Source organism: Xanthobacter autotrophicus ATCC 700552 (genome assembly GCF_043194565.1).
In the GTDB taxonomy this organism is placed as follows: domain Bacteria; phylum Pseudomonadota; class Alphaproteobacteria; order Rhizobiales; family Xanthobacteraceae; genus Xanthobacter; species Xanthobacter autotrophicus_F.
The window spans coordinates 166,963-192,916 of sequence record NZ_JBAFVS010000006.1 but is presented as its reverse complement, the minus strand read 5'-3'; the positions used below and the strand labels follow the sequence as shown (position 1 = coordinate 192,916).

Below are 25,954 nucleotides of genomic sequence, written 5' to 3'. Positions count from 1 at the left end.
CTCCATCAGCCTTATCTCGCAGATGATTTTCGGGCGGACATGCCCGGCAGGTCCTGTACACGGCAGGAGAAAAAGACATGCCTCCACGGAGCGTTTTGCGCAGCCAGCTTCTGGCCGCGGCGGTGGCGTTCGGCCTTTCGACCAGCCTTTCGGCGACCGGGGCGCTGGCCCAGCAGGAGCCATGCATCGGCAATTCCGCCGCCGTCACCGGCCCGGCCGCCTTTTCCGGCCAGGCCATCAAGATGGGCGCGGAGATCGCCATCGAGGAGATCAACACGGCGGGCGGGGTGCTCGGCAAGAAGCTGCGGCTGATCCAGTATGACGATGCCGGCGCCCCGCCGCGCGGCGTCGACAACACCCGCCGCATCGCGCTGGCGGACAAGTGCATCGCCGTGCTCGGCGGCTTCCATTCCACCGTCGCCTTGGCGCAGGTGGACCCGGTGCACGAGATCGGCATTCCCTACATGGGCGTGTGGGCGGCCAACACCAAGGCCATCGAGAACGGGCGCGATCCCAACTTCATGTTCCGCGTTTCCGCCAAGGACAAGTGGGTGGCCCGCTTCCTGGTGGACGAGGCGCTGAAGGTGTCCAAGACCGGCAAGGTGGCGTTCTTCTACGAGAACACCGGCTGGGGCAACGGCGCATTGCCGGACGTGAAGGCCGCGCTCGCCGCCAAGGGCAAGGAACTGGTGGCCGCCGAGACCTTCAACTGGAACGACCAGGACATGTCGCCCCAGGTGATCCGCGCCCGCGACGCCGGGGCGGACGTGGCCATCGTGTGGTCCCTTGACCGCGAGGCCAACCAGATCCTGCGGTCCATGGACAAGGCGAGCTGGAAGCCGGCCATCGTCGGCGCCTGGGGCATCTCCGGCAATCTCGGCGAGCTGGCCGGCCCCCTCGCCAACGGGGTGCGGGTGATGCAGACCTATTCCTTCCTCACCCCCCAGAGCGACGCCGGTAAGAAGCTGCTGGCCGCCGTCGAGGCGCGGACCGGCATCAAGGACCCGAAGGACATCAAGGCGCCCTCCGGCATCGCCAATGCCTATGACGCGGTCTACGTGCTGGCCGACGCCATCAAGATCGCCGGCTCCTATGACTGGAAGAAGGTGCAGCAGGCCCTCTACCAGGTGAGCCGCGAGGGCCTCGTCGCCCCCTACAAGCCGGCCTTCGACAAGGCCGATCCCGAGCGGCAGGACGCCATCCTGCCGCAATACTACCTCTTGACCGTCTGGCACGACGGCAAGCTGATCCCCCTCAAGGGCTCGCCGTACGACAAGTGAGCCCGCGCGGGAGGCGGTTTCCCTCGCCGCCCTTGACCGGGCACGGTGCGAACCCTCTCCCGCAAGCGAGACCTCTGCGAAAGTCCCCTTCGTTGGGTTCAAACGTTCGGTTCAAAAAAGTCGTTCTCCCTCTCCCCTTGCGGGAGAGGGCCGGGGTGAGGGGTGTGCTGCGATCCTGCACAGACAGGCGTTTGCCGGCACCACCGCCCCCTCACCCCCACCCCCTCCCCCGCAAGCGGGAGAGGGGGGCGACGGCGCCCCTTTTCAAACTGAGACACGCCCCTCCCTCCGACAGGTCGCCCGCAATGACCACAGTGGTGCAGTACATCCTGTCCGGCCTTGCCATCGGCGGCATCTACGCCCTGGTGGCCCTCGGCTTCCACATCATGTGGTCGTCGGCCAAGGCCGTGAACTTCGCCCATGGCGACACGCTGATGATCGGCGGCCTCCTGGCGGTCTACCTTCTGGCCGCGGGCCTGCCGCTGGGCCTGGCCTGCCTCGTGGCGGTGGTGGCCGGCGGCCTGTTCGGGCTGGTGCTGGAGCGCATCGCGGTGCGCCCCTTCCTGTCCCAGCAGGGCTCGGTGGGCTGGATGCTCACCACCATCGCCGTGGGCATCATGGTGGAGAGCTTTGCCACCATCCAGACCCAGGGCTATGCCCGGCCGCTGCCCTCGCCGGGCGTGGCCTCCTCGGTGCACATCTTCGGCGCCGGCATCTATCCGCAGGAGCTGGTGATCCCGCTGGTGGCGGTGGTGGCCATGCTGGGCCTGCGGGCGCTCCAGCGTCACACACTGGTCGGCCGCGCCATGCGCGCGGTGGCGCACAACAAGAATGCCGCCGCCCTCATGGGCATCAACGTGAATGCGGTGGTGGCCTTCTCCTTCGCCCTCGCCGGGCTTTTGGGCGCGGCGGCCGGCGTGCTGGTGGCGCCGGTGGTGCAGGCTTCCGCCGCCATGGGCGTGCTGCCGGGGCTGAAGGGCTTCGCCGTGGCCATCATCGGCGGCATCACCTCGGCGCCGGGCGTGGTCATCACCGGCCTCGTCTACGGGGTGATGGAGAAGTTCGTCGAGGGCTACATCTCCACCGCCGCGCGCGAGATCATCGGCTTCTCCCTCATGATCCTCACCCTGCTGGTCTTTCCCCAGGGCCTGTTCGGCAAGCGCGAGGTGATGAAGGTATGAGACACCTGACCCGTCATCTCACGCTCCTGGGCTTCGCGGCGCTCGCCGCCCTCCTGGTGATCGTGCCCCTCACCTCCGGCAACGAGTATGAGCTGCGCCTGTTCATGCTGTTCCTGATCTACGGCATCATCGCCGTGGGCCTGAACGTGCTGGTGGGGCTCACCGGCCTCGTCTCCCTCGGACAGGCGGGCCTGTTCGCGCTGGGCTCCTACACCGGCGCCATCGTGGCGACGCGGCTCGGCTTCGACATGATCTCGTCGAGCCTCATCGCCGCCCTGGTGGCGGCCGGCTTCGGCGTGCTCCTCGCCTATCCCACGGTGCGGGTGCGCGGCGTCTATCTCGCCGTGGTCACCATCGCCTTCGGCCTCATCGTGGAGAATGTCGCCATCGAGTGGCAGTCGCTCACGGGGGGCACCACGGGCCTCACCTCCATCCCGCCGCCCAATGCGTTCGGGGTGCGACTGTCCGGCTATGCCTTCTACGGGGTGCTGGCGGTGGCGCTGTTCCTCGCCACCGCCGCCGCGCACAACCTCAAGGTCTCGCGCTACGGCCGCGCCATGCTGGCGGTGTCCCAGAGCGAGATCGCGGCGCGGGCGCTCGGCGTGGACGCCACCGCCATGCGCACGCTGGCCTTCGTGGCGGCGGCGGTGACGGCGGGCCTGGCCGGCACCTTCTACGCCTTCCTCAATTCCTACATCTCCCCCGACATCTTCACCTTCTCGGACAGCGTGCGCTTCCTTTTGATGGTGATCCTGGGCGGGGCGGCCTCCACCTTCGGGCCGGTGCTGGGCGCCTATATCCTCACCTATCTGCCGGAATACCTGCAGGACTTCGCGGTGTGGCAGAAGTTCGCCTATGGCGCGCTGCTGCTCATGGTCATGTTCGTGATGCCGCGCGGCATCATGGGCTCGCTGGCCGCCGGCCTGAAGCGGCTGGTGCCGGTGCCGCGCGCCGTGCCCGCATCCGAAGGCCTGCCCGCCGAGGATACCCTGCGGCTCGATCCCAAGGCGCAAAAGTCCGAGCTGGTGGCGCGCGACCTGACGGTGCGGTTCGGCGGGCTCACGGCGCTCGCCAAGGCCTCGCTGCGGGTGAAGCCCGGCGAGGTGCATGCCCTGATCGGGCCGAACGGCGCCGGCAAGTCCACCTTCGTCAACACCATCTCCGGCTTCTATCGGCCGAGCGAGGGCGCCTTCGAGCTGGACGGCATCCAGCTGGCCGGCAAGGCCTCCCACGAGATCGCCCGCGCCGGCCTCTCCCGCACCTTCCAGAACACCGAATTGTTCGGCGAGATGACCGTGCTGGAGAACGTGATGGTGGGCTACCAGCAGCGCCTCGCCTACGGGCTGCTCGCCGCGGTCCTGCGCACCGGCGCCATGCGGCGGCAGGAGGAGGACTGCCGGCGCGCCGCCATCGGCCTGCTGGTGTTCGTGGGGCTTCAGGACTATGCCAACGAGGAAGCCCGCTTCCTCCCCTTCGGCCTCCAGCGGCGGCTGGAGATCGCCCGGGCGCTGGCCGCCCGGCCGCGCCTGCTGCTGCTGGACGAGCCCGCCGCCGGCCTCACCACCCAGGAGATCGACGCGCTGGAGGCCATGATCCGGCGCATCGCGGCGCTGGGGGTCTCGGTGCTGCTCATCGAGCACCATGTGGAACTCATCATGGCGGTGGCCGACACGGTGACCGTGCTGGACTACGGCCAGGTGATCGCCAGCGACACCCCCGCCGTGGTGCAGGAGAACCCGCGCGTCATCGAGGCCTATTTCGGCACCTCCCTCGACCACGCCACGCCCGCGGAGGTGACCGCATGACCACGCAAGAGACCTCCCACGGGACCAGCCCCGCCGGCGTGCTGCTCGACATCCAGTCCATGGAGCTGCGCTACGGCGCGGCGGTGGCGGTGCGCGACATTTCCCTTCAGGTGAAGCGCGGCCAGCTGGTGGCGGTCATCGGCAACAACGGCGCCGGAAAGTCCTCCATGGTGAAGGGCGCCACCGGCCTCGTCTCCCCCTCCGGCGGCAAGGTGCTGTTCCGCGGCGCCGACACCACCCGCATGAGTGCCCACGCCAAGGTGGGGCAGGGCCTCGTGATGGTGCCCGAAGGCCGCCTGATCTTCCCCGACCAGAGCGTGGAGGACAATCTGATCCTCGGCGCCTATGTCCATGGCGGCCTGAAGGGCGCGCGGGCGAAGCAGACCCGCGATAAGGTGCTGGAGCTGTTCCCGCGCCTGAAGGAGCGCCTGTCGCAGCAGGCCGGCTCCATGTCCGGCGGCGAGCAGCAGATGCTGGCCATCGCCCGCGGGCTGATGGCCGAGCCGGAACTGCTCATCATCGACGAGCTGTCGCTGGGCCTGGCGCCCAAGATCGTCGACCAGCTCATGGGTGTGCTGGTGGACCTCAACCGGGCCGGCCTCGCCATCCTGCTGGTGGAGCAGCTCGCCTCCTACGCGCTGGCCATCGCCGACCACGCCTATGTCATCGCCAACGGCCGCGTCGCGCGGGAGGGTCCGAGCCAGGTGCTCGCCCGCGATCCCGAGGTGATGGAAGCCTTTCTCGGCCGCAAGAAACCGGCGGCCTGAGCCTCTTCTTTTTGCAAGTCCATCCAGTCCAAGGAGCCCCCATGTCCAGAATTGTCGACCTCAGCCTGCTCATCGAAGACAATATGCCCGCCCACAAGCTGTTCCAGCGCCCGGTGATCACCACCCACCTCAGCCACGAAAGCTCCAAGGCCTTCGGTCTCGGCGTGCCCGGCGACGCCATGACCTTCCAGACCAATTTCATCGCCATGCTGGACCATGTGGGCACCCATGTGGACGCCTACCGCCATGTGAAGCCGGACGGCGCCGCCATCGACGAGATGCCCCTCGACATGTTCATGGGCAAGGCCGTGTGCTTCGACCTGCGCCACATCCCGGACCTCGGCGACATCACCGACGACGATTTGGAGAAGGCCGAGGAAGCCGCCGGGGTGAAGGTGGATGGCCACATCGTGCTGCTGTGCACCGGCTTCCACGCCCGCAACTATCCGAGCCTGGATTCCGTCTGGAAGAACCCGCTGCTGACGGTGGAAGCCACCAAGTGGCTCTACGCGCGCGGCTCGATGATGCAGGGCGTCGAGGGCCCCTCCACCGACAAGCCCACCGACAACATCTTCGCCCAGCATCGCCTGTGCCGCGAACTCGGCATGAGCCATTGGGAATGGCTGGTGAACCTGGAGGAACTGGTGGGCAAGGGCGAGTTCCAGTTCTTCGGCGTGCCGCTGAAGTTCAAGGGCGGGTCGGGTTCGCCGGTGCGCGCCTTCGCCGTGCTCAACTGATCTTGCGAATGCGTCTCATCATGCCCTGACCGAGACGTATGGGTCTGTTGGATGGTCACTGTCGGCCATCCAGCAGCACTCGCTTTGGGTCCTGCGCCGGAGAAGCTTCATGTCCGCCGAGTTCGACACCCTGAGCGCCCTCGCCCTGCGCACGCTCGTGGCCAAGCGCGAGGTCTCGCCGGTGGAGCTGACGCGGCGCGCCCTCGACCGCGCCATCGCCACCCAGCCCACCCTCAACGCCTTCTTCGTCATCCTGGAGGAGGAAGCCATGGCGGCCGCCCGCGTTGCCGAGGATGCGGTGATGGCGGGCGCGCCACTCGGCCTCATCCACGGCCTGCCGTTTTCCGCCAAGGATCTCATGGCGGTGAAGGGGGTGCGCTATGCCTCCGGCTCCCGCGCCATGGCGGACAACATCGCCGATGTGGACGCCCCGGCGGTGGAGCGGGCGAAGGCTGAGGGCGGCATCCTCATCGGCAAGACCACCACCAGCGAGTTCGGCTGCAAGCCCATCGGCGACAGCCCGCTCACCGGCATCACCCGCAACCCGTGGAACCTCGCCATGACGCCGGGCGGATCGAGCGCCGGGGCGGCGGCTTCCGTTGCGGCGGGCATCACCCCCTTCGCCCTGGGCACCGATGGCGGCGGCTCCATCCGCATCCCCTGCGCCTTCAGCGGGCTTGCGGGCCTGAAGGGCCAGTTCGGCCGGGTGCCGGTATGGCCCACCTCGGCGACGCCGACGCTGGCCCATGTGGGACCCATCGCCCGCTCCATGACGGACGCGGCGCTGCTGTTTTCCGCCGTGGCCGGCCACGACCGGCGCGATCCCTTCGCCGTCGCCGGTCCGGTGCCGGACGTGATGGGCGCGGCGCGCGCCTCGGTGGCCGGCATGCGCGTCGCCTACAGCCCCACCTTCGGCTATGCCCGCCCCGCGCCCGAGGTGATCGAGGCCACCGACCGCGCCGCCCGCTCCTTCGAGGCGCTGGGCTGCCATGTGGATCAGGTGGACCAGGTGTTCGACACCGATCCCGCCGACCTGTGGACCGCGGAATTCTATGCCGGCGTCGGCACCCGCCTGCGCGACGTGCTGGAAAACCGGCGCGACCTGCTGGACCCGGCGGTGGCGCAGATCCTGATGCCGGCGCTCGACCAGGAAATGAAGAGCTATTATGCCAGCGTCTTCGCCCGCTACGCCCTGCGCGAGAAGATGCGGCTGTTCTTCGAGCGCTACGACCTGCTCATCTCGCCGGTGCTGCCGGTGAGCGCGCTGGAAGCCGGCCGGAACCTGCCCGAGGGGCTGGAGGACCGCAACCTCGTCTCCTGGGTGTTCTACACCTATCCGTTCAACCTCACCGGCCAGCCGGCCGGGGCGGTGTGCGCCGGCCTCTCGCCGGACGGCATGCCCATCGGCCTCCAGATTGTCGGGCGCTCATATTGCGAGGACGATGTGGTGCGCGCGGCGGCGGCTTTCGAGCGGGCCCAGTCGCCAGGCTACAACCGCCCGCCCGCCGACAGCCCTTCCGTTTAAACCGAGACCCGCCCCCGCGTGGGTCCGCTTTGCGGCGCTCCATCGCCGCCGGCCCGTGCGCGGCGGTTGGCCGATGATGCTGAGCGGATGACGCTGAGCCGCTGTTGCCGAGCGGATGTTGCTGTCTGGGAGGGTGGGCTTGATGTGGTACAGGTGGGTGGGCTCGAACCACCGACCTCCGGTTCCACAGACCGGCGCTCTAACCAACTGAGCTACACCTGCACATCGCCGAGACCAAGGGTAGCGGCGGAGAGCGCGGAACCTACGCGCACGACCCGGCAAATTCAAGGGGCCGCATGCACGCAAATCACAGGGGATTTTCGGCCCCGCTGCTGGACCTTCGCCCATGCCGGAAGGCCCTGCGCGCCAGAGCCGCAGGGTGCCGGGGGGCAACTGAAGGTGCGGGCGCCGTCAGTTGGGGCGCGTGAAGCCGGAATCCTCGGCGGTGAGCGTCGCCACCTTGGCGGTGATGGAGGCCCACGCGCGGTGCTCCTCCATCTTGCCGCCGATCTCGAAGCTCTCGGCCATGCGCTGGGCGAAGTCCACGCCCTCGGGTCCGTACTGGTCGGCGATGATGAAGGCGGTCCGCCAAACGTCTTCTTCGGAAACCATGGGGCTCATTCCTTGCGCTGTGGCCGTGACGGGCGTGAAGCGTCTTCAAGCGAAATGGAAACCTGTTCGCATGAAGCAAATGCGCGAACTCGACTTCGAGAGCGGCTTCGCGGGTCCAAGAAACGAGGGTCCATGAAACGCGAAGCCGCCCGAAGTGGAATTGTCACAAATCCAACACCAGCAGGTCGCCTTTGGCACGCGACACGCAGGCGAGGAAATAGCCCTGGGCCTTCTCCTCGGGCTTCAGGCGCTTGTCGCGGTGGTCGACCTCGCCTTCCAGCACCTTCACCTTGCAGGTGCCGCAGGCGCCCTGCTCGCAGGAGGTGGGCACCTTCACGCCGGCTTCCTCCAGCGCGGCGGTGACAGAGCGATCGCCGGGGATCTTGATGACCTTGCCGGAACTGGCGATCTTCACGTCGAACACCTTGTCCAGCAGCGGCGGCGGGGCCTTGGCGGTGAAGCGCTCCACATGAATGCGGTTGACGCCGTAGCCCTTCTGCTGGGCGTTGGCGATCACCGGATCAAGCCACCAGTCCACGCCGCACAGGAACAGGTGGGTATCGTCCGGCCGGTCGGCGAGCAGGGTCGCCGGGTTGAGGCGCGGCTCGGTGGCCTCGAAATAGAAGGTGGTATTCTCGGCGAAGGTCGAGGCCTCGATGGTGGCGCGGAACGAGCCCGGCGAGCCGCCGGCGAACAGATAGTGGAACTCGAACGGGATGTTCTTCGCCTTCAGGTGGTCGGCGATGGACAGCACGGGCGTGGCGCCGATGCCGCGGGCGAACAGCAGCGCGCGCTTCACGTCGCGCGGTACCTCGAAGCGGTTACGCGGCTCGCCCACCTGCAGGCGGTCGCCTTCGTTCACCTGCTGGAACAAGGCCTTGGAGCCGCCGCGGCTGTTGGCATCCTGCCACACGCCGATCACGTAGCGATGCCGCTCGCTGGCGCTGTTGCACAGGGAATACTGCCGCATGAGGCCGCCGGGGATCGTCACATCCACGTGCGCGCCCGCCGTGAAGGGCGCCAGTTCGCCGCCCTCGGCGGGGACGAGTTCGAAGGAGACCATGTTCTCGGCCTCGACCGTCTTTCTGGCCACGACCACCGACTGCAGGGCTTCGTCCGACATTGCTGACCTCTTCATCCGCGCGGAACGCTGTTGAAGAGCAATACGCAAGGTCGGGGCCAACTTTCCCGGGGCGGCCGGGCGCGACGGGTTGCCGGTATCAGAACGAGATGCCGCCGCCGACCACCAGCACCTGCCCGCTGACATAGTTGGATTCCGGCGCGCAGAAGAGATAGACGCCGTCCGCTGCTTCCTCCGGCGTGCCGGCGCGGCCGAGGGGGATGAGGCTGCGGAAGCCGTCCAGCACCTTGGGCGGCAGGCCGATGGAAACCTGGTTGCCCTCTACGGTGATGGACGATTTGGTCTCGGTGGCCGCCGTCATCCGCGTCTCGATGAGGCCGAAGGCGACGCAGTTCACATTCACCTTGAAGCGTCCCCACTCCTTGGCGAGCGTCTTGGTGAGGCCGATGACGCCCGCCTTCGCCGATGCATAATTGGCCTGCCCCATGTTGCCGCCGGTGCCGGCGATGGAGGAGATGTTCACCACCTTGCGGAATACCTCGCGCCCCTCGGTGGCTTCCTGCGCCGCGCGGATGCGGATCGGCTCGGCGGCGGCCCGCAGGATCTGGAACGGCGCCTTCAGGTGCACGTCGAGGATGGCGTCGAACTGCGCGTCGCTCATCTTGCCGATCAGGCTGTCCCAAGTGTAGCCGGCATTGTTGACGATGATGTCCACGCCGTCGAACGCCGCGATGCCGCCATCGATGAAGCTCTGCGCGAAGCCCTCGGCGGTCACCGATCCCGGGACAGTGATGGCCTCGCCGCCCAGCGCCAGAATCTCGGCCCGGACCGCCTCCACGGGCTCCGCGTCGAGATCGTTGAGGACGAGGCGCGCGCCTTCGCCCGCCAGTTTCAGGGCGATGGCGCGGCCGATGCCGCGGCCGGCCCCGGTCACATAGGCGACCTTGCCCGTAAGCTTCGTCATGACTGCGCCCTTCAGCTGTTCTGGGACGTGAGCGCGAGGATCGCCGCGCCCGCAAGTTTCTGTTCGCCGTTCTGGTCGCGGACCGTCAGGTCGAGGCGCGCGCGCGGCTCCCCCTCCGCCTCGAACAGCTCGGCCACCGTCGCGGTCAGGGTGAGGCGGTCGCCGAGGCGGGTCATGGCGAGGAACCGCGTGCTGAACGAGCGCAGGGCGGTGAGCGGCGCGTTGGCCGTCAGCAGGCGGCTGAGGGCGGCCATCACGAACATGCCCTGGGCGAACACGTCCTTTTCCCCGGCGGCGTGGGCGAAATCGATGTCGATATGGATCGGGTTGTGGTCGCCCGACGCGCCGGCATAGAGCGCCAGCTGGGTGCGGGTGACGGGGGCAAGCTGCAGAGTGGCGAAGGTGTCGCCGACTGAAAAGGTATGGCCGGCCGCGAGGGCAGGGGAGGTGCTCATGGGTCTGCCCTAGCCGTTGCGGATCACGAGGGTGGATTTCAGGTCGGCGACGCGCCGGCCGGCCTCGTCGTCCACGGCGGTTTCGCGCAGCACGAATTCCAGCGCGCCGTTCTTCTTGTCGTAGATGTCCGCCACCTTCTGGGTGAAGGTCAGCCGCTCGCCGGCGCACACCACCCGCTGATAGGCGAAGGACTGCTCGCCGTGCAGCAGCCGCGCGAAATCCAGGCCGAGGCGGTTGAAGAAGAGGAAGGGGTCTGGCCCGTCCATCTCCAGGCAGAACAATTGCGTCGGCGGGATCGGCAAAGAGGCATAGCCGGCCGCGCGGGCGGCCGCCTCGTCGGTGAACACGGGATTGGTCTCGCCGATGGTGCGGGCGAAGAAGCGGATGCGCCCCTTCTCCACCTCCACCGTGAACGGATCGAAGACATGGCCGATGAAGCTGCGGTCGATCATCACGCGCCCCGGTCCGCCATATAGAGCGTGACGACGCAGGCGCCGCCGAGGCCCAGATTGTGCTGGAGTGCGACCCGCGCGCCCTCCACCTGCCGCGCCGCCATGGCTCCCCGCAACTGGCCGGTCAGCTCGAAGCATTGCGCCAGTCCGGTGGCCCCCAGCGGATGGCCCTTGGAGAGCAAGCCCCCAGAAGGATTGGTGACCACCTTGCCGCCATAGGTGTTGTCGCCGTCGAGGATGAATTTCTCCGCCCCGCCCTCCGGGCAGAAGCCGAGGCCCTCATAGGTGATCAGCTCGTTGGCGGTGAAGCAGTCGTGCAGTTCGGCCACGTCCACGTCGTCGGGGCCGAGGCCGGACTGGGCCCAGACCGAGGCGGCGGCGGCGCCGGTCATGTCGTAGCCGACCACGCGCATCAGGTCCGGCTCGAAGCTGGAGGGAAAATCCGTGGTCATGGCCTGGGCGGCGATGGCCACGGTGGTGTCGATGCCGTGCCGCCGCGCGAACTCCGGCGTGCACAGGATGGCGGCCGCCGCGCCGCAGGTGGGCGGGCAGCATTGCAGGCGGGTGAGCAGGCGCGTGACCTGAGGCGAGGCCATCACCTCCTCCACGCTCACCTCCTTGCGGAAGATGGCGCGCGCATTGTGGACCGCATGGCGGCTCGCCTTGGCGCGGATGGCGGCGAAGGTGGTGTCCTTGGTGCCGTATTTCTTCTGATGGGCGATGCCGGCGCCACCGAACATCTTCGGCGCCATGGGCACGTCGCCGTCATAGGCCACATCGGTGGTGACCTTGATGAAGTCTTCCAGCGGCCCCGGCCGGTCCTTCCAGTGCTCCACCAGGGCGCCCGGCTGCATCTGCTCGACGCCGAGCGCCAGCACGCACTCGGCCTGCCCCGACAGGATCGCATTGCGGGCCAGCCACAGGGCGGTGGAGCCGGTGGCGCAATTGTTGTTCACGTTCACCACCGGGATGCCGGTGAGGCCGACGCCGTAGAGCGCCTTCTGGCCGCTGGTGGAATCGCCGTAGACATAGCCCACATAGGCCTGCTGGACCTTGGCATAGTCGATGCCGGCGTCCGCCAGCGCGCTACGGATCGCCTCGCCGGCCAGCGCCACGTAGCTCGGGCTTTCGCTCGGCTTCACGAAGCACGTCATGCCCACCCCGCCGACCACCACCTGTGCCATGCGTTTCCCCTGAATTTGGTGTTGTGTCGATGGTGGGCTGCGAGCGGGCAGAGCGACCGCGCCACCGCCTGTCCGATACTGAGCCATTTATCGGTTTGTCCGACAAACTATTTCAGCCGCCCATGGCCTTGTCAACACGTCCGCAAAGGCGGTGCCCTTTCAGTTTGAAAGTCTGCTTCGATTACTCATCATGGACGTTCTTTCCGCCAGGGTGCGGCTATTGCCGCCTTTGGCGCGCTGGAGGGCAGGGCAAGGGCTAGCCTCGCCTTTTCCCGCAGGTCCGCGTGGAAGCCAACGGCATGTCCCCCTCTCCCCTTGCGGGAGAGGGGTTGGGGGTGAGGGGTCACCACCATGCGAAAATGCCTGCCCGCTGAGGGCGCCGCACCACACCCCTCACCCCGACCCTCTCCCGCAAGGGGAGAGGGGGTTCCAGCCTCTCAGGCGGCGGGGGTGAAGTGGGCGGCGGCGGCCTCCTCCTGCACCACTTCGCGGCGGGCGGCGTGGTATTCCGCGATCAACTCGCGGCAGAGTTCGGCGGCGGGCAGCACCGCGCGCACCGAGCCGACGCCCTGTCCGGCGGACCACACGTTTTTCCAGGCCTTGGCCTCGCTGGCCATGTCCAGGCCGCCCTCATGCTTCGGCTGGTCGAGGTCGATGCCGGCGGCGGCGAGGCTCTGGCGCAGGAAATTCGCCGGTATGCCGCTGACCTTGGGGGTGTAGACGATGTCGTCGGCGCTGGCCCCGACCACCATCTCCTTCTGGGCGTCGGGCACCATGCATTCCCGCGTGGCGAGGAAGCGGGTGCCCAGATAGGCCATGTCGGCGCCGAGCATGCGGGCGGCGGCGATGTGGCGGCCGGTGCTCATGGCCCCGGACAGAATGATGGTGCCGGTGAAGAAGCTGGCGATCTCGGGGATGAGGGCGAATGGGCTGAGGGTGCCCGCATGGCCGCCTGCCCCCGCGCACACGGCGATGATGCCGTCCACGCCCGCCTCTGCCGCCTTGCGGGCGTGGCGCATGTTGACCACGTCGTGGAAGATGGCGCCGCCATAGCTGTGGACTGCCTCCACCACCTCGGGCACGGCGCCGAGGGAGGTGATGACGAGGGGCACCTTGTGCTTCACCGTCAGCTCGATATCGGCGGCAAGGCGCGGGTTGGACTTGTGGACGATGAGGTTCACCCCATAGGGCGCCGGGCGCGGGCCGGACTGTGCCGCCGCGGCGAGCCGGTCCTCGATCTCGCCGAGCCAGGCCGCATAGGCTTCGCTGGTGCGCGCATTGAGGGCCGGGAAGGTGCCGACCAGGCCGCTGCGGCACACCTCCACCACCAGGTCGGTGCCGGAGGCCAGGAACATGGGCGAGGCGATGGCCGGGATGGCAAGGTCGCGGAACGCGGCAGGCAGGGCCATGGGGTGTCCTCCGTTATGGGGCGAGGCTCAGCGCCGGGGCTGGCGTCGTTTGGGGGCGCGCGGCGCGAGCCCCTGGATGAGAAAATCGGCGGTCTGGCGGGCGATCTCGGCCGGCGAGAGCGGGCCGCCGGGCTGGTACCAATGGGCGATGGCGTTCAGGGCCCCGGCGATGGCGAAGGCGGCGGTGCGCACATCGCAGGGGGCGATGGAGCCATCCTCGATGCCGCTTTGGATGACGCCGCGCAGCGCCCGGTCGATCTGCGATTTCAGGCGCCGCAGCTCGGCGCGGTTCTCGGGTGAGAGGGCGGTGTCCGGGGTGCGGGTGATGCTCATGCCGAAATCCATGGTCATGGCCTCGGCATATTTCTCCATCAGCGCCCGCAGCCGTTCGAGGCCGCCGGCATTTGAGCCGGGAACCGGCGCCGCCGCCGCTTCGATCATCTCCAGCCCCATGCGGCAGCATTCGAACAGCACGTCGTCCTTGCTGCGGAAGTAATGATAGAGCGTCGGCTTGGTGACGTTCAGTTGCCGCGCCACGTCGTCCAGCGAGGTGGCGTGGAAACCCTTCTCGTTGAACAGCCGCGCCGCCGCCTTCAGCACCGCCTCGCGCTTCAGCGCCCGGTCGCGCCCGCGCTGGGCGGGGGAGCGCCAGGGCGAGGGGGCTGCCAGCGCGGCGTCGGTCTGTTTTGGAGGCGCCATCGCCAAGGTCCGGCTGGGAAAGGGAGGACGGCAGGCGGGATGCTGTCCGACCTGCCAGAATAGATGTTACTCATGAGTAACTTTACGGTCAAGGGAATGCACGGAAGCGCATAGCCGCAATCACCCCGGCCATGACGGATTGGGATGGAACCTTGACCATCGGAGCATTGCCCAGCCAGGCTTTTCCCAGCTGGCTGTTGGGAAGTTCAATCCTCGGCGTAGGTCCTGTCGATGGCCTGGTCGATGGACTTGCCGATCAGCTCGAAGCCGCGCTTCCAATCGGTGATGTGCCGCCGCATCCAGAGCACCGCCTGGGCCTTGTCGCGCGTGCGCAGGGCCTCGATGATGGCGGCGTGGGCCGCCTTGTTGCGCTCGGCGGCATGGGCGTTGCGCCGGAACAGCATCTCGGTGGTGGGGAAGAACAGCTTGTTCTCCGGCTCGCGGGCGAACTGCAGCACGCGGTTGCCGGAGGCGCGGGCGAGGATGTCGTGGAACTCGATGTCGAGCAGCGCCAGTTCGGAGGGCTTCTTCAGCGCCTTCTCCGATTTCTTCATGTTGTCATCCAGCTCGGCCAGAATGTCGTCCGTGATCCGCTCCGCCGCCAGCTCCGCCACCGCGGTCTCGATGGCCATGGTGGATTCCCACAGCTCGCGGAAGGTGATCTCGTTGAGCACGAAGGCGCGGCTGATGCCCCCGGCGAACCGGTCGTAATGGGGCACGGCGGCAAACAGCCGGCGGCTGGAATCGCGCCGGATCAGGCCGCTCTGTTCCAGCAGCCTTATGCCCTCGCGCACGGTGGAGCGGTTGACGCCGAACTGGCGCACCAGTTCCGCCTCGGTGCCCAGGGCATCGCCGGGGCGCACCCGGCCGGAGACGATCTGGCGCTCGATGGCGTCCGCCACCAGCTTGTAGGCCGGTGCGGGGGTGATGGGCGCGAACACGGAAGAAGGTTCCGCCATTCCGGCCTCGCGCGCCTCCTTCGTCTGCGCCATCTGTCCTCGCTCTCGTCCCGCATTGGCGGCCATCGGGGCCTCATCCTGACATAGGCTGCCTGGCAAATCCTGTCGAGGCGGCGGGTCATCCGTGCGAACCCTCTCCCGCAAGCGGGAGAGGGGGGCCGGTCCACTTCAGCCCGCCGCCGCGCGTTCGCGCAGCACGTTCTTCATCACCTTGCCGTTGGGATTGCGCGGCAGGCCGTCCGGCAGGATGGTGACGCGATCGGGCACCTTGTAGTCGGAGAGCCGCGCGGCGCAGAAGCGGCGCAGCTCGTCCACGCTGAGATCGGCGCCGGCCACCACGAAGGCCTCCACCCGCTCGCCCAGCACGGGATCGGGATAGCCCACCACGGCGGCTTCGCTCACGTCCGGATGGAACACCAGCACGCTCTCCACCTCGGCCGAATAGACCTTGTAGCCGGCGCGGTTGATCATGTCCTTCTTGCGGTCGAACACCTTGAGGTAGCCTTCGGCGTCCATGGAGCCCACATCGCCCGAGCGCCAGTAACCGCCGATGAAAGCGGTGGCATCAGCCTCGGGATTGCGCCAGTAGCCGGGTACGACGGAGGCGCCGGCGATCCACAATTCGCCCGCCATGCCGGGCGGCACCTCGCGGCCGTCCTCGTCCATGACCTTCAGGTCGATGCAGGGCATCACCCGGCCCACGCTGTCCAGCCGCTCCGGCGGAGCATCGCGGGGCAGGATGGCGACGGGAGAGCTGGTCTCGGTGGCGCCGTAGACGTTGAACAGGGTGAGCCTGGGGCTCTTCTCTTTCAGCCGGCGGGCGCTGGCCTCCGGCATGGGGGCGCCGCCGAAGGCCGCGATGCGCCAGCTGGACAGATCCAGCTGCTCGAACAGCGGATCGAGCAGGCACAGATTGTACATGGCCGGCACCATGAGCGCGGCGGTCAGCTTTTCCCGCGCCGCCAGTTCCAGGAACAGCCGGGCCTTGAACTGGCCCATGAGGATGAGGCACGCCCCCGCCGCCAGCGTGCCGTGGATGACGCCCACCAGCCCCGTCATGTGCGCATTGGGCACCGCGAGCACGGTGCGGTCGCTCGGCTCCAGTCCCAGCGCATAACGGTAATGCAGGCCGGAATGGATGACGCCCAGATGGGTCAGCACCGCGCCCTTGGGCTTTCCGGTGGTGCCGGAGGTGTAGAGGATGCAGAACGGGTCCTCTTCAAAGATCTCAGTGGCGCGGTCGGGCGCCGGTTGCGTGAACAGCTCCTCGTAGGGCACGGAACCGGGGGCGCTGCCGCCCGAGACGAAGCGGTGGCGCAGCTCGGGCACGTCCGCGCCGTCCGGCAGTTCGCCGGTGCAGGCGGCGTCGTGGACCAGCGCCATGGCTCCGCTCTGGGCGAGGATATGGGCGATCTCCGGCCGCCGCTGGCGGATGTCGAGGGTGACATGGATGGCGCCGATGCGGGCGCAGGCCAGCGACAGCTCCACCACCGCCAGGTGATTGCCCACCAGGGTGGCGACGCGCTCGCCCTTGCGCACGCCATGGGCGAAGAGCCCGTCCGCCAGCCGCTCCACCGCCGCGTCGAGCGCGCCGTAGGTGACGCGCCGCTCGCCATCCACCACGGCGAGCGCATCCGGCGTGCGCGCCGCCCAGGCCCGGAACAGGGCATCGACGCTGGGCGGGCGGTCGATGAAGCACGGCACGACGCGGCCGAAATGCACTTCGTGTCTGATCATGGCTTCCTCCCGGCGGACCCCGCGCGGCACTTGCGGCCGCTTCGCGGGACCCGTCCGCTGGCGTTCGAATAACGTTATGCGAGGCCACCCGCCTCTCACGGCTCCAGCACCACCTTGCCCACGGTGCGCCGACCCGCCAGCGCCGCCAGCGCGGCGGGCGCCTCACCCAGCGGGAAGACATCGCGGATGAGCGGGGCGATGGCTCCGGTCCGGCGCAGCGCGAACAGTTCGTCGAACAGGGCGCCCACCAGCTCGGGATGATGCTGGCGGTAGGCGCCCCAATAGACGCCCATGGCGGCGGCGTTCTTCAGCAGGAGCCGGTTGGAAGGCAGGTCCGCCACCGCTCCGCCGGCAAAGCCGACGATGACCAGCCGCCCGCCCCAGGCGAGGCACCTGAGGCTGTCCACCGCCACCTTGCCGCCCACCGGATCGACGATGACATCCACGCCCCGGCCGGAGGTCAGTTCGCGCACCCGCTCCACCAGCGGCTCGGCGGCATAGTCGATGGTCTCGTCGGCGCCGAGCGCACGGCACAGGGCTGTCTTCTGCGGCCCGCCGGCGGTGGCGATCACCCGCGCCCCCCAATGGCGCGCCAACTGGATGGCGGCGGACCCGACGCCGCCCGCGCCCGCATGCACCAGCACCGTCTCCCCCGCCTTCAGGCCGGCGCGGTGGCGCAGAGCGAGATGGGCGGTGGGATAGATCACGGGCAGGGCGACAGCCTCGCGCAACGGGAAGTCGTTGGGCAGCTTCTGCGCGCCCAGCGCCGGCACCACCGCTCGCTCGGCGAAGCCGCCGTGGTCCAGGAGCGCGCACAGGCGGTCGCCGGGGCGGAACGGGCTCTCCGGCCCGGCCTCCACCACCGTGCCCGCCACCTCGATGCCGGGGGTGAAGGGCAGGGGCGGCTTCACCTGGTAGCGGCCGCGGATCATCAGCGTGTCGAGGAAATTGACCCCGGCCGCCGCCACCTGCACCACGCAGCCGTCGCCGGTCGCGCGCGGGTCCGGTCCGTCGCCGAACACCATGGCGCCGTCTTCGGTAATCTCATGGACGCGCCAGCTGCGCATGGGGGATCCCTTTCCGCTCTCACGCCTCATGAGCGCTGGGCGTGACGAGATAAGCCGCGGTGCTGCCGCGCCGGGCCTTGGCCTTCTTCAGCTCGTCGCGGGCGATGGTGCGCAGGTGCACTTCGTCCGGCCCGTCGATGAAGCGCATGGCCCGGCCCCAGGTCCACAGATAGGAGAGCGGCGTGTCGGGGGTGAGGCCCATGGCGCCGAACACCTGGATGGCGCGGTCCACCACCTGCGTCTGCACCCGCGCCGCCGCCACCTTGATGGCGGACACCTCGATGCGGGCGGCCTGGTTGCCCGCCTTGTCCATGAGCCATGCGGCGCGCAGCACATGCAGGCGCAGCTGGTCGATCTCGATGCGGGACTGGGCGATCCAGTCCTGGATGTTGGCATAGTCCGACAGGTGGCGGCCGAAGGTGCGCCGCTCCAGCGCGCGCTCCATCAGCAGCTCCAGCGCCAGCTCGCACTGGCCGATGGTGCGCATGCAGTGATGTACCCGGCCCGGGCCGAGCCGCGCCTGGGCCAGCGCAAAGCCCTGTCCCTCCTGCCCGAGGAGATTTTCCGCCGGCACCCGCACGTCGCGGAACAGCACCTCGCAATGCCCCTCGGGCGCGTGGTGGTGCATGATGGGCACATCCCGCACCAGCCGCACGCCGGGGGCATCGAACGGCACGATGACCATGGAATGGCGGGCGTGGGGATCGGCCTCCGGGCGCGGATCGGACAGGCCCATCACGATCACGAAGCGGGTGTTGGGATGCTTGGCGCCGGTGGTGAACCACTTGCGCCCGTTGATGACGTAGTCGCCGCCGTCGCGCAGGATGGTGGTCTGCAGATTGGTGGGGTCGGAGGAGGCCGTGTCCGGCTCGGTGATGCCGACGCAGGAGCGGATGCGCCCCTCCAGCAGCGGCAAAAGCCAAGCTTCGCGCTGGGCTGGCGTCGCGAACATGTGGAGGATCTCCATGTTCCCGGTGTCCGGCGCGTTGCAGTTGAACACTTCCGCCGCCCACGGAATGCGCCCCATGATCTCCGCCAGCGGGGCATATTCGAGATTGGTGAGGCGGGTGCCCGGCTCGTCGTCCTTCAGGGCGGGCAGGAACAGGTTCCACAGGCCGTCGGAATAGGCCTTCGCCTTCAGCCGCTCGACCAGATCCAGGGGATAGCGGCCCGCCTCCACCTCGCGGTGCCATTGGGTGTTGGCCGGCAGGACGTGCGCCGCCATGAAGTCGCTGACGCGCTCGCGCAGGCCCTCGACCTTGTCGGAATAAGCGAAATCCATCTTGATCTTCCTTGTTCCCGCAGGCGGGCCTCAGGCGGCGCCGGTGGAGATGAGTTCCACCGCGCGGCGCGCGTAATTCTCGGACAGGCGGCCGACGCTCTCGGCGCCCTCGGAGGCGGCGTTGCCGTTCCTGGCGCGGGCAGAGATGCCCTCGAAGATCACGGCGAAGCGGAACAGGGCGAACACCCGGTGGAATGGCACGAAGTCTTCCGCCCGGCCGCCGGCGGCGCCATACCAGCCGAGGAAATCGCCCCTGTCCGGCAGGCCCTCGGCGGCAAGGTCGATGCCCCTGAGGCCGCCGTATTCGTCCGGCTTCGTGTCCCAGGTGACGCCGAAATGGGCCACGTCCGCCATGGGATCGCCGATGGTGGAGAGTTCCCAGTCCAGCACGGCGATGACCCGGGGCTCTACCGGGTGGAACATGAGGTTGCCGATGCGGAAATCCCCATGGGCGATGGTGGCGGCACCGGAGGGGGGGAAGTGGCGTGGCAGCCAGTCGATGAGCTGGTCCACCTCCGCCAGCTCGCGGGTGCGGGATTGCTGCCACTGGCGGGTCCAGCGCGCCACCTGCCGCTCGAAATAGCCATCCGGCCGGCCATAATCGCCGAGGCCCGCGGCGCGCCAATCCACCCCATGGAGCCGCGCCAGCATCTGCGCGGCGCTGCGATACATGGCCTTGCGCTCCGCTACCGGGGCGGCGGCTAGGCCGCAGTCGCCGAACACCCGGCCGTCCAGCCGCTCCATCACATAGAAGGGCGTGCCGATGACCGCTGGGTCGGCGCAGAAATGCACCATGCGCGGCACCGGCATGTCGCTGTCGGCGAGGGCGTGCTGGATGCGGTGCTCACGGTCCACCGCATGGGCCGAGGGCAAGACTGGCCCGCCCGGCTGCTTGCGCAGCACCAGCCGGTGGCTGGGGCTATCCACGAAATAGGTGGGGTTGGACTGCCCGCCGGAGATGGGCACCACCTCCACCGGCCCGCAGAAGCCCGGCACGGCGGCGGCCAGATGGCGCGCCAGCGTGGGGGCATCGAAACCTGCGGCGGCCGACCCCGGTGGGGCTGCGACAGGCGTGGGTGCGACTGGCATGGTTCCTCGCGTCAAAGGCAGCCGGGAGCGCGTCCCAAGGCGACCGGGAAAGCGGTCTTGTTCCCAGAATGAGGGCTGGGGATGCGCCGCGCGCCCCCCGGCTGCCGGCTCATTTCTTCACCAGCGGGCATTCGCTGCGCGACAGGGGCTGGAAGGCGTCCGCCGCCGGAATGGTGCGGACGATCTTCAGATAGTCCCACGGCGCCTTGGATTCGGCCGGCGTCTTCACCTGCGCCAGATACATGTCGTGGATCATCCGGCCGTCGGGGCGGATGGAGCCGTTGCGGGCGAAGAAATCGTCGATGGGCAATTCGCGCATCTTGTCGGCCACCACATGGCCCTCCACCGAATGGGCGGCGTTGGCGGAGCGCAGGAAATGCAGCACCGCCGAATAGACGCCCGCATGCAGCATGGTGGGTTTGCGGCCGCCCATGCGCTTGGCCCAGCGTTCGGACCAGGCGCGGTTCTGCGCATCCATGTCCCAGTAGAAGCCGCTGGTCAGCAGCAGGCCCTGGGCCTGGGTGAGGCCGAGGGCGTGGATGTCGGTGATGAAGATGACCATGGCGGCGAGGCGCTGCCTGTCGCCGTCGATGCCGAACTCATTGGCCTGCTTGATGGAATTGATGAGGTCCGCCCCGCCGTTGGCGAACGCGATCACCTTGGCGCCGGAGGCCTGCGCCTGCAGCAGGAAGGATGAGAAATCCGCATTGCTCAGCGGGTGGCGCACCGAGCCCAGCACCTTGCCGCCGTTGGCGCGGACGACCTCGGAGGCGTCGCGCTCCAGCGATTGGCCGAAGGCATAGTCCGCGGTCAGGAAATACCAGCTGTCGCCGCCCTCGGCCACCACCGAGCGGGCGGTGCCATTGGCCATGGCGTAGGAATCATAGACCCAGTGGAACGAGGTGGGCGAACAGGCCTTGTTGGTGAAGACGGTGGAGCCGGCGCTGGTGTTCAGCAGCACCTTGTTCTTGGCGCGGGTGATCTCCTGGACCGCCAGGGCGATGGCCGTGTTGGGCACGTCCACGATCACGTCCACATTCTCTTCGTCGATCCAGCGCCGGGCGATGGAGGCGCCCACATCCGCCTTGTTCTGCCCGTCGGCCGAAACGATGGTGATGGGCTTGCCGTCGATGGTGCCGCCGAAATCCTCCGCCGCCATCTTGGCGGCTTCGATGGAGCCTTGCCCCACGAGATCGGTGTAGACGCCGCTGAGATCGGTGAGCACGCCGACCTTGATGCCCCGCGCCGGCACCTGCGCCATAGCCGTGCCGGCAGCCGCCAGCAGCGCCGCGCCGACGAGGCCCGCGAAAAACGGTTTCATTGCCATGCTTTCCTCCCCGCGGACGCCCTCGACGCCTCTTCGAGTGTCGTTATTCTGTTTGTCCGACAATCCGATTATTGATCGGAGGCAGCGTGTGTCAAGCGGGGATTGATGCTTTGGGGTCAGCGCCGGCGGGCGTCAGGCAAGGTGCCTGGCTGGGTGTGCGCCACGGGCGCTTCCGGGTATTCGCTACGGGCGCTTGCCGCGCGGACGTTTCAGTCCGGTGTCTTGGGGTGAGAACATATTGCGAACTGAGAACAAAGCATGTACATGTGCTGCGTTCTCATTTCCCCTTGCGCCAGCACCGGAGCGCGGCGATGACTCAGTCGACACTCAGACTCGTCGAAGGTTCTTCCATGGATAAGACCAAGGCGCTGGATGCCGCTCTCTCCCAGATTGAGCGGCACTTCGGCAAGGGCTCGATCATGCGGCTCGGCAAGGGCGGCAAGGCCTTGGAAATCGAGAGCATTCCCACCGGCTCGCTCGGGCTCGATATTGCCATCGGCATCGGCGGCCTGCCCAAGGGGCGGGTTGTCGAGATCTTCGGACCGGAATCCTCCGGCAAGACCACGCTGGCGCTGCACACGGTCGCGGAAGCGCAGAAGCGGGGTGGCACCTGCGCCTTCATCGATGCCGAGCACGCCCTCGACCCGATCTATGCGCGCAAGCTCGGCGTCAATCTGGACGAGCTGCTCATTTCCCAGCCCGACGCGGGCGAGCAGGCGCTGGAGATCGCCGACACGCTGGTGCGCTCCGGCGCCATCGACGTGCTGGTGGTTGATTCGGTGGCCGCGCTCACCCCCCGCGCCGAACTCGACGGCGAGATGGGGGACAGCCAGCCGGGCATGCAGGCGCGCCTCATGAGCCAGGCGCTGCGCAAGCTCACCGCCTCCATCTCCAAGTCCAACACCATGGTCATCTTCATCAATCAGATCCGGATGAAGATCGGCGTCATGTACGGCTCGCCGGAGACCACCACCGGCGGCAACGCGCTCAAATTCTATGCCTCGGTGCGGCTCGACATCCGCCGCATCGGCATGATCAAGGAGCGCGACGAGGTGGTGGGCAACCAGACCCGCGTGAAGGTGGTGAAGAACAAGCTTGCGCCGCCCTTCAAGCAGGTGGAATTCGACATCATGTACGGCGAGGGCATCTCCAAGACCGGCGAACTGCTCGATCTCGGCGTCAAGGCCGGCGTGGTGGAGAAGTCCGGCGCCTGGTTTTCCCACGACAGCCAGCGCCTGGGCCAGGGCCGCGAGAACGCCAAGACCTTCCTGAAGCAGAACCAGGAGATAGCCGGCCGCATCGAGGCGGCGATCCGCCAGAACGCCGGCCTCATCGCCGAGAAGATCCTTGCCGGAACGCCGGAGGACGATGCCGACGGCGATCCGGCCGACGCCTGAGCGGGGATCGCCGAGGCGTTTCTGGACAAGCGGCGTACCCATCGCTAAACGAACCCGGTTCCGGCGGGCGTCATTTCGCCCTTGCCGGAACCGCGCGGCGGGCCTTCGGGCGGCGCTGGCGCGAAGCGATCACCAGAGCCGGCTTCCGCGCTGGGACCGGCACCGAAGGATTGTGGCCGGCACATGAGCGGCGTTAACGAGATCCGGTCGAGCTTCATCGACTACTTCGTCAAAGAGGGCCACGAGGCAGTCGCCTCCTCGCCCCTCGTGCCGCAGAACGACCCGACGCTCATGTTCACCAATGCGGGCATGGTGCAGTTCAAGAACGTTTTCACCGGCGTCGAGAAGCGGCCCTATTCCCGCGCCGCGTCGTCCCAGAAGTGCGTTCGCGCCGGCGGCAAGCACAACGATCTCGACAATGTGGGCTACACCGCGCGGCATCACACCTTCTTCGAGATGCTCGGCAATTTCTCGTTTGGCGACTATTTCAAGGATCGGGCCATCGAGCTCGCCTGGAACCTCGTCACCCGCACCTTCGATCTGCCGCGCGACCGCCTCGTGGTCACCGTCTTCAGCGAGGACGAGGAAGCCTACGGCCTGTGGAAGAAGATCGCCGGCCTTGGCGACGACAAGATCATCCGCATTCCCACCTCCGACAATTTCTGGTCCATGGGCGACACTGGCCCCTGCGGTCCCTGCTCGGAGATCTTCTTCGACCATGGCCCGCACGTGCCCGGCGGGCCGCCCGGCTCGGCGGATCAGGACGGCGACCGCTTCATCGAGATCTGGAACCTCGTCTTCATGCAGTTCGAGCAGCTGCCGGGGGGCGAGCGGCTGGCGCTGCCGCGGCCGTCCATCGACACCGGCATGGGGCTTGAGCGCGTCTCGGCCGTGCTCCAGGGCGTGCACGACAATTACGACACCGACCTCATGCGCGCCCTCATCGCCGAGGTGGCCGAACTGACCTCGGTGGACCCGGACGGTCCGCAGAAGGCGAGCCACCGCGTCATCGCCGACCACCTGCGGGCGTCGGTCTTCCTGACGGCCGATGGGGTGCTGCCGTCCAACGAGGGGCGCGGCTATGTGCTGCGCCGGATCATGCGCCGGGCCATGCGCCACGCGCAGCTGCTGGGTGCCAGGGATCCCCTGATGCATCGCCTGGTGCCGATCCTGGTGCGGGAGATGGGCCGGGCCTATCCCGAGATCGTGCGCGCCGAATCCCTTGCCGAAGAGACCTTGCTGCTGGAGGAGACGCGCTTCCGTCGCACCCTTGAGCGCGGCCTCTCCATCCTGGAGGAGGAGAGCACGGGGCTGACGTCCGGCGGGCAGTTCCCCGGGGACGTGGCGTTCAAGCTCTATGACACCTACGGCTTCCCCCTCGATCTGACCCAGGACGCCCTGCGCGCCCGCGGCATCTCGGTGGACACCTCGGCGTTCGATGTCGCCATGGCGCGGCAGAAGGCGGAGGCCCGGGCGAGCTGGGCCGGCTCGGGCGAGGCGGCCACCGATACGCTCTGGTTCTCCGTGCGCGACGAGGTGGGGGCCACCGAGTTTCTCGGCTACGAGACCGAGAAGGCGGAGGGCGTTGTCGCGGCCCTGGTGCGCGACGGGGCGGTGGCGGACAGCCTCGCCGCCGGCGAGAAGGGTCTCGTCATCCTCAACCAGACGCCGTTCTATGCCGAATCTGGCGGCCAGGTGGGCGATACCGGGCGCCTGAGCGGGGAGGGCGGCATTGTCGCTCAGGTGGTGGCCACCCAGAAGAAGCTCGGCGATCTCTTCGTCCACGAGGTGAAGGTCGAGGCCGGCACCCTGAAGCGCGGCACCGCGCTGGTGCTGGAAGTGGATCACCATCGCCGGGCCGCGGTGCGTGCCAATCATTCCGCCACCCACCTGCTGCACGAGGCGCTGCGGCGCGTGCTCGGCGACCATGTGGCCCAGAAGGGCTCGCTGGTGGCACCGGACCGTTTGCGGTTCGATTTCTCCCACCCCAAGCCCCTCAGCGGCGGGGAGCTCGCCGAGGTGGAGACCATCGCCAACCGCTTCGTGCTGCGCAACGAGCCGGTGGAAACACGCCTCATGGCGGTGGACGATGCCATCACCTCGGGCGCACGGGCGCTGTTCGGCGAGAAATACGGCGACGAAGTGCGCGTGGTCTCCATGGGCACCGATGACGGCAACGGCGCACCCTATTCGGTGGAGCTGTGCGGCGGCACCCATGTGAAGCGCACCGGCGACATCGGCCTCATCTCGGTGGTGTCGGAAGGCGCCGTGGGGTCCGGCGTCCGGCGCATCGAGGCGCTGACCGCCGATGCCGCGCGCCGACACCTCAATGCCGCCTCCGCCGCCCTGGCGGGGACAGCTGCGGTGCTCAAGGCGCCCGTCGCCGAGGTGGAAGCGAGGGTCGCGACCCTTGTGGAGGATCGGCGCCGGCTCGAGCGCGAACTGGCGGACGCCCGCAAGAAGCTGGCCATGGGTGGCGGCGGCGGCGAGGCGTCGGGCGATGCGGTGCGCACGGTGGGCGACATCAAGCTCCTCGCCCGGCGGGTGGAGGGCATCGAGATCAAGGATCTCAAGGGCCTGGTGGACGAGGGCAAGAAGCAGATCGGGTCCGGCGTGGTCGCCATCGTCGGCGTGACCTCCGACGGCAAGGCCGGCATCGTGGTGGGTGTCAGCGCCGATCTCACCGCTCGCTTCGACGCGGTCGCGCTGGTGCGCCTGGGCTCCGAAGCCCTCGGCGGAAAAGGCGGCGGCGGCCGGCCCGACATGGCCCAGGCCGGCGGACCGGACGGCGCCAAGGCGGAAGCCGCCCTCGACGCCATTGCGGCGGCGCTGGCCGGCTGAACCCTTGGCCGGCGGCCGGGCCTCCCACCTGCGGGTGCAGGGGAGGGCGCCTGGCGGCGTCCTCCATCCGGATGCGCTTGCCGTGCGCCAAGGCGAACGGAAA

General features: G+C 68.3%; 22 protein-coding genes and 1 tRNA gene. 8 read left to right on the top strand and 15 right to left on the bottom strand.

Annotated elements, in window-relative coordinates; all coding sequences use genetic code 11:
- The first annotated feature begins 77 nt into the window (after positions 1 to 77).
- The 6 genes from V5F48_RS09005 to V5F48_RS08980 all read left to right on the top strand — a co-directional run bounded on the left by V5F48_RS09005 (position 78) and on the right by V5F48_RS08980 (position 7,295).
- Positions 78 to 1,280 carry an ABC transporter substrate-binding protein gene (locus V5F48_RS09005; RefSeq protein ID WP_394258418.1) on the top strand — a complete coding sequence of 401 codons (1,203 nt, stop codon included), beginning with the start codon at positions 78 to 80 and terminating at the stop codon, positions 1,278 to 1,280.
- Positions 1,281 to 1,585: 305 nt separating this feature from the next.
- Complete coding sequence (locus tag V5F48_RS09000; RefSeq protein ID WP_394258417.1) at positions 1,586 to 2,461, top strand: branched-chain amino acid ABC transporter permease; 876 nt, start codon at positions 1,586 to 1,588, stop codon at positions 2,459 to 2,461.
- A complete protein-coding gene (locus V5F48_RS08995; protein ID WP_394258416.1) occupies positions 2,458 to 4,266 on the top strand; it encodes a branched-chain amino acid ABC transporter ATP-binding protein/permease in 1,809 nt (602 codons plus the stop codon). The genes V5F48_RS09000 and V5F48_RS08995 overlap by 4 nt, the downstream gene beginning before the upstream one ends.
- Entirely contained in the window at positions 4,263 to 5,033 is a 771-nt protein-coding gene (locus V5F48_RS08990) for an ABC transporter ATP-binding protein (protein WP_394258415.1), read from the top strand. Before V5F48_RS08995 ends, V5F48_RS08990 begins: the two co-directional genes overlap by 4 nt.
- A 41-nt stretch (positions 5,034 to 5,074) precedes the next feature.
- Positions 5,075 to 5,770, top strand: coding sequence for a cyclase family protein (locus V5F48_RS08985; protein WP_394258414.1), 696 nt, complete (start codon positions 5,075 to 5,077; stop codon positions 5,768 to 5,770).
- A gap of 109 nt (positions 5,771 to 5,879) precedes the next feature.
- Positions 5,880 to 7,295 (top strand): amidase, encoded by a 1,416-nt coding sequence (locus V5F48_RS08980; protein WP_394258413.1) that lies wholly within the window; start codon positions 5,880 to 5,882, stop codon positions 7,293 to 7,295.
- A gap of 145 nt (positions 7,296 to 7,440) precedes the next feature.
- Here V5F48_RS08980 and V5F48_RS08975 read toward each other — a convergent pair.
- The 15 genes from V5F48_RS08975 to V5F48_RS08905 all read right to left on the bottom strand — a co-directional run bounded on the left by V5F48_RS08975 (position 7,441) and on the right by V5F48_RS08905 (position 21,613).
- Positions 7,441 to 7,517 (bottom strand) — tRNA-His (locus V5F48_RS08975).
- Positions 7,518 to 7,706: 189 nt separating this feature from the next.
- Positions 7,707 to 7,907, bottom strand: coding sequence for a hypothetical protein (locus V5F48_RS08970; protein ID WP_394258412.1), 201 nt, complete (start codon positions 7,905 to 7,907; stop codon positions 7,707 to 7,709).
- A gap of 163 nt (positions 7,908 to 8,070) precedes the next feature.
- Positions 8,071 to 9,030 (bottom strand): PDR/VanB family oxidoreductase, encoded by a 960-nt coding sequence (locus V5F48_RS08965; RefSeq protein ID WP_394258411.1) that lies wholly within the window; start codon positions 9,028 to 9,030, stop codon positions 8,071 to 8,073.
- 97 nt (positions 9,031 to 9,127) lie between these two features.
- Positions 9,128 to 9,952, bottom strand: coding sequence for an SDR family NAD(P)-dependent oxidoreductase (locus tag V5F48_RS08960; protein WP_394258410.1), 825 nt, complete (start codon positions 9,950 to 9,952; stop codon positions 9,128 to 9,130).
- 11 nt (positions 9,953 to 9,963) lie between these two features.
- Entirely contained in the window at positions 9,964 to 10,407 is a 444-nt protein-coding gene (locus V5F48_RS08955) for a MaoC/PaaZ C-terminal domain-containing protein (RefSeq protein ID WP_394258409.1), read from the bottom strand.
- Between the two features lie 9 nt (positions 10,408 to 10,416).
- On the bottom strand, positions 10,417 to 10,860 hold the full coding sequence (locus tag V5F48_RS08950; RefSeq protein ID WP_394258408.1) for a MaoC family dehydratase N-terminal domain-containing protein: 444 nt from the start codon (positions 10,858 to 10,860) through the stop codon (positions 10,417 to 10,419).
- Entirely contained in the window at positions 10,860 to 12,044 is a 1,185-nt protein-coding gene (locus V5F48_RS08945; RefSeq protein ID WP_394258407.1) for a lipid-transfer protein, read from the bottom strand. Before V5F48_RS08945 ends, V5F48_RS08950 begins: the two co-directional genes overlap by 1 nt.
- Positions 12,045 to 12,481: 437 nt before the next feature.
- Positions 12,482 to 13,453 (bottom strand): NAD(P)H-dependent flavin oxidoreductase, encoded by a 972-nt coding sequence (locus V5F48_RS08940; RefSeq protein ID WP_394258406.1) that lies wholly within the window; start codon positions 13,451 to 13,453, stop codon positions 12,482 to 12,484.
- Between the two features lie 27 nt (positions 13,454 to 13,480).
- Complete coding sequence (locus V5F48_RS08935) at positions 13,481 to 14,152, bottom strand: TetR/AcrR family transcriptional regulator (RefSeq protein WP_394258405.1); 672 nt, start codon at positions 14,150 to 14,152, stop codon at positions 13,481 to 13,483.
- A 206-nt stretch (positions 14,153 to 14,358) separates the two neighbouring features.
- Positions 14,359 to 15,144, bottom strand: coding sequence for a FadR/GntR family transcriptional regulator (locus V5F48_RS08930; RefSeq protein WP_394258404.1), 786 nt, complete (start codon positions 15,142 to 15,144; stop codon positions 14,359 to 14,361).
- A 135-nt stretch (positions 15,145 to 15,279) separates the two neighbouring features.
- Positions 15,280 to 16,848, bottom strand: a complete 1,569-nt coding sequence (locus tag V5F48_RS08925; protein WP_394258403.1) for a class I adenylate-forming enzyme family protein — start codon at positions 16,846 to 16,848, stop codon at positions 15,280 to 15,282.
- 95 nt (positions 16,849 to 16,943) lie between these two features.
- The gene (locus V5F48_RS08920) at positions 16,944 to 17,915 is read right to left on the bottom strand and encodes an NADPH:quinone oxidoreductase family protein (RefSeq protein ID WP_394258402.1); all 972 of its coding nucleotides are present in this window, start codon (positions 17,913 to 17,915) and stop codon (positions 16,944 to 16,946) included.
- Between the two features lie 19 nt (positions 17,916 to 17,934).
- The gene (locus V5F48_RS08915; RefSeq protein WP_394258401.1) at positions 17,935 to 19,197 is read right to left on the bottom strand and encodes an acyl-CoA dehydrogenase family protein; all 1,263 of its coding nucleotides are present in this window, start codon (positions 19,195 to 19,197) and stop codon (positions 17,935 to 17,937) included.
- 30 nt (positions 19,198 to 19,227) lie between these two features.
- Positions 19,228 to 20,286, bottom strand: coding sequence for a phosphotransferase family protein (locus V5F48_RS08910; RefSeq protein ID WP_394258400.1), 1,059 nt, complete (start codon positions 20,284 to 20,286; stop codon positions 19,228 to 19,230).
- A gap of 109 nt (positions 20,287 to 20,395) precedes the next feature.
- The gene (locus V5F48_RS08905; RefSeq protein WP_394258399.1) at positions 20,396 to 21,613 is read right to left on the bottom strand and encodes an ABC transporter substrate-binding protein; all 1,218 of its coding nucleotides are present in this window, start codon (positions 21,611 to 21,613) and stop codon (positions 20,396 to 20,398) included.
- A 311-nt stretch (positions 21,614 to 21,924) separates the two neighbouring features.
- Between V5F48_RS08905 and recA the strand changes: the two genes are divergently transcribed.
- Positions 21,925 to 23,010, top strand: a complete 1,086-nt coding sequence (gene recA / locus V5F48_RS08900) for a recombinase RecA (RefSeq protein ID WP_394109401.1) — start codon at positions 21,925 to 21,927, stop codon at positions 23,008 to 23,010.
- 183 nt (positions 23,011 to 23,193) lie between these two features.
- Positions 23,194 to 25,851 (top strand): alanine--tRNA ligase, encoded by a 2,658-nt coding sequence (gene alaS / locus V5F48_RS08895; RefSeq protein WP_394258398.1) that lies wholly within the window; start codon positions 23,194 to 23,196, stop codon positions 25,849 to 25,851.
- Positions 25,852 to 25,954: the final 103 nt, after the last annotated feature.